4 protein-coding genes are annotated in these 3,682 nt (G+C 75.1%); 3 read left to right on the top strand and 1 reads right to left on the bottom strand.

Annotated elements, in window-relative coordinates; translation table 11 throughout:
* On the bottom strand, positions 1-404 hold a 404-nt coding region (locus tag AB0M20_RS32085), incomplete at its 3' end, for an FAD-binding protein (protein ID WP_364304079.1).
* A 155-nt stretch (positions 405-559) separates the two neighbouring features.
* Between AB0M20_RS32085 and AB0M20_RS32080 the strand changes: the two genes are divergently transcribed.
* From AB0M20_RS32080 to AB0M20_RS32070, 3 genes are all read left to right on the top strand, one after another.
* Positions 560-1,339, top strand: coding sequence for an ABC transporter ATP-binding protein (locus AB0M20_RS32080; protein ID WP_364304078.1), 780 nt, complete (start codon positions 560-562; stop codon positions 1,337-1,339).
* The gene (locus AB0M20_RS32075; protein WP_364304077.1) at positions 1,336-3,264 is read left to right on the top strand and encodes an ABC transporter permease; all 1,929 of its coding nucleotides are present in this window, start codon (positions 1,336-1,338) and stop codon (positions 3,262-3,264) included. Before AB0M20_RS32080 ends, AB0M20_RS32075 begins: the two co-directional genes overlap by 4 nt.
* Positions 3,204-3,682 (top strand): FtsX-like permease family protein (locus tag AB0M20_RS32070; protein WP_364304076.1); only part of this gene is annotated, 479 nt, incomplete at its 3' end. The genes AB0M20_RS32075 and AB0M20_RS32070, both read left to right, overlap by 61 nt.

Below are 3,682 nucleotides of genomic sequence, written 5' to 3'. Positions count from 1 at the left end.
CCGACCGCGGAGAGTCGCCGCACGGCGAGCACCAGGGCCGACGTGCTGGTCGAGGCGCCGACGTAGGAGTGCCCGCCGCCGCGCGGCACGATCGGGACACCGGACCGCCGGGCGAAGCGGACGGCCTCGGCGACGTCGGCGGAGTGGGCGCAGCGAGCCACGGCCGGCGGGCGTACGCCGTCGAAGCGCGGGTCGTAGAGCCGCCGCGCGGCGTCGTAGCCGGCGGTGCCGGGCCGCTCCACCGAGCCGTCGAGCGAGGCGTCGAGCGCGGCCCAGTCCGGGACCGCGGACGACACCCGAGCGGATCGGGCGGATCCGGCGGCGGGCCGGGCAGCCGCTCCGGCCAGGGCCGCGACACCGGCCGCCCCGGCCGTGCCGAGCACGGTCCGGCGAGAGATGGTCATGCCCGCAATGCTCGCATATCGGACACCGTCACGGCGTTGCGGTAGCGCCTGCTGTACCCGCATTGACCGGCCTGCTTCATTCCGGCCGCCGCCCGCCTTGACCAGGATTGGCGGTGCGCGCATCGATCTCGGCCCGCACACGGAGAGGCAAGCGAATGACCGTCCACTATGGGCACCACGACGAACCGGCGGTTCGCCTTCAGGGGCTCACCCGCGTCTACCCGGCCGACGGGGCACCCGTTCGCGCCCTGGCCGGGGTCGACGCGGTCTTCCACCGCGGCACCTTCACCGCGGTGATGGGGCCCTCCGGCTCCGGCAAGAGCACCCTGCTGCAGGCCGCCGCCGGGCTGGACCGGCCCACCGCCGGGTGCGTCTGGATCGGTGGGACCGAGCTGTCGCGGCTCTCCGAGACCAAGCTGACCGAGCTGCGCCGCGGCCGGGTCGGCTTCGTGTTCCAGGCCTTCAACCTGATCGGCGCGCTCACCGTCGAGGAGAACATCCTCCTGCCGCTGCGGCTGACCGGCGCCCGCCCGGACCGCGCCTGGCTCGACCGGGTGATCGATCGGGTCGGGCTCGGCGACCGGTTGCGGCACCGGCCCTCGGCGCTCTCGGGTGGCCAGCAGCAGCGGGTCGCGATCGCGCGGGCGCTGGCGTCGCGGCCGGAGGTCATCTTCTGTGACGAGCCGACCGGCGCGCTCGACAGCACCACGGCGACCGAGGTGCTGGGCCTGCTGCGCGGGGTCGTCGACGAGCACCGGCAGACCGTCGTCATGGTCACCCACGACCCGGTGGCGGCCTCGTACGCCGACCGGGTGATCGTCCTGGCCGACGGGCGGATCGTGCGCGACATGCCGCAGCCGGGCGCCGACGCCATCGCCGAGCACCTGGCGGCGCTGGGCCGCCGGACCCTCCGCACCGAGGGGGTCGCCCGATGATGACGCTCGCCGCACGCATGCTGCGCCACCGTCCCGGCTCGTTCGCCGCGACCCTGCTCGCGCTGACCATGGGCGCGCTGATCCTGACCGCGATGGGGGTGCTCGTCGAGTCCGGCCTGCGGCACCACCCGCAGCCGGTGCGGTACGCCGCCGCCGACCTGGTCGTGGCCCGGCCCGACACCACCTTCACCAGCCGGGAGTTCGACGGCTCGAGGCACGAGAGCACGGTCGCCCTGCCCGAGGGCGGGACCGTGCCCGCGGCACTGGCCGGACAGATCCGTGACCTGCCGGGCGTCGCCTCGGTCGCCGTGGACGAGAACATCCCGGTCAACGGGTCAGCCTCAGGACGAGGCTGGAGCAGCGCTGCACTTACGCCCTACCGGCTGGTGGCGGGGAGGGGCCCGGACGCGGCCGATGAAGTCGTGCTCGACGTGGCGGCCGCCGGCGGTGCGCAGCCCGGCGCCCGCGTGCAGCTGCTGATCGGCGGGAGACTCCGCCCGTACACGGTGGCCGGTGTCGCGAACGGAAGCGGGACGGCCGCGGCCTTCTTCACCGACGCCCACGCCGCGGCGCTCGCTCCGCATCGCGGAGCGGTCACCGCCATCGGCGTGCGCGCCGCGCCCGGCACCGACCTCGGCGACCTGCGGGCCCGTATCGAGCGGCTGGCCGGCGACGCGAAGGTCCTCACCCGCGCCGACAGCGGCCTCGCGGAGAGTTCGGCGGACCGGGCCGCCGCGAGCCTGCTGATCCAGATCGGCGGCTCGTTCGGCGGGTACGTGGTCCTGCTGATCGTCTTCGTGGTGGCGGCGACGGTCGGGCTGTCCGTGCGTCATCGCCGCCGCGACCTGGCCCTCGTGCGGGCCGTCGCCGCGACCCCCGGGCAGGTGCGCCGCATGATCATGGCCGAGGCCGCGCTGGTCAGCGTGGGCGCCGGCGTGATCGGCGTGCCCGCCGGGCTGGCCGCCGCCCGCCGGCTGACCGGCGAGCTCACCGGCCGCGGCTTCCTCCCGGAAAGCTTCCCGATGGCGCCCGGCCTGCTGGCCGCGCCCGCCGCCTTCGTCGTGGTCCTCGTCTCCGCCGTCCTCGCCGGGCTGCTGGCCGCCCGCCGCGTGGCCCGGATCAGGCCCGCGGAGGCGCTGGGCGAGGTCGCGGTCGAGCCCACCGGCGGCGGCCGGGTCAGGCTCGTCGGCGGCCTGGTCACGCTCGCCGCGGCGGTGTCGTCGGCGGTGGCCTCGGTGGGCATGAGCGGGCAGGCCGCGATGGGCGCGGCGCTCGGCATGCTCTACCTCTTCGTGCTGGCCGTCGCGATGCTGGCACCGTGGGTCAATCGGGCGGCGACACGCCTGCTCGATCCGGTGCTGCGCGCGGTCTTCGGGACGAGCGGCTACCTGGCGACGGCCAACCTGCGCGCGAACGCCCGCGGCACGGCCACGGTGCTGACGTCGCTCGTGCTCGCGGTCGGCTTCGGCGGTTCGGTGTGGTTCCTGCAGAACAATCTGGAGCGCCGGGCGGTGGCCGAGAGCCGTTCCGGCCTGCTCGCGACGCGAGCGTTGGTCGCGCCGGCGGGATTGCCGGGCTCGGCGGTCGCCGAGCTTCGGGAGATTCCGGGGGTACGCGCGACGCCGGTGCGGCACACGTCGGTGGTCGTCACGCTGATGGGCGACGGGGAGACGGTCGCGGCCCGGGCGGTGGATCCCGGCTCGCTGACCTCGGCGCTCGACCTCGGTGTCGTCGAGGGCGACCTGGCGATCTGCGGGAGGGCACCGTCGCCGCGTCCCGGACGCAGGCCTAGATGTTCGGCTGGGATCTCGGCGACGACGTGGAGATGCGGCTCGGCGACGGCACCCCCGTGCGGGTGCGGGTCGTGGCGATCTATCAGCGCGGGCTCGGCTTCGGGGACGTGGTGCTGCCGCGTGCGACGGTGATCGGGCACACCGCGACGAATCTCGACGACGAGGTCCTGATCAGCGCCCCGCCGTCGGCCGACGCCGCCTTGCGTACGGTGGCCGCTACGCACCCGGGCAGCACCGTCGTGGACACCGCCGCGCAGACCGGCGGACTGGCACGGGATCTGGCGCTCAGCGCCTGGCTGAACCGTCTGCTGATCGCCGTGATGGTCGGCTGCACGGTGATCGCGGCCGCCAACACGATGGTGATGGCGGCGCTGGCCCGCCGGCGCGAGTTCGCCCTGCTGCGCCTGACCGGGGCGACCGGGCGCCAGGTCAAACGGATGGTCAACGCGGAGCAGATCGGTCTGCTCGGCACGGCGGTGGTGCTCGGCGGTGCGATCGCGGCGCTCACCTTGAGCAGCGTGGTGCGGGCGCTGACCGGCAGCGTGGTGCC

Source organism: Actinoplanes sp. NPDC051633, assembly GCF_040681735.1.
In the GTDB taxonomy this organism is placed as follows: Bacteria; Actinomycetota; Actinomycetes; order Mycobacteriales; family Micromonosporaceae; genus Actinoplanes.
This window is presented reverse-complemented; position numbering and strand designations above follow the sequence as displayed.

What these genes read in the sequence shown, in the direction of transcription:
- AB0M20_RS32080 (WP_364304078.1), top strand. Translation starts at nt 560, where the DNA reads ATGACCGTCCACTATGGGCACCACGACGAACCGGCGGTTCGCCTTCAG.
- AB0M20_RS32075 (WP_364304077.1), top strand. Translation starts at nt 1,336, where the DNA reads ATGATGACGCTCGCCGCACGCATGCTGCGCCACCGTCCCGGCTCGTTC.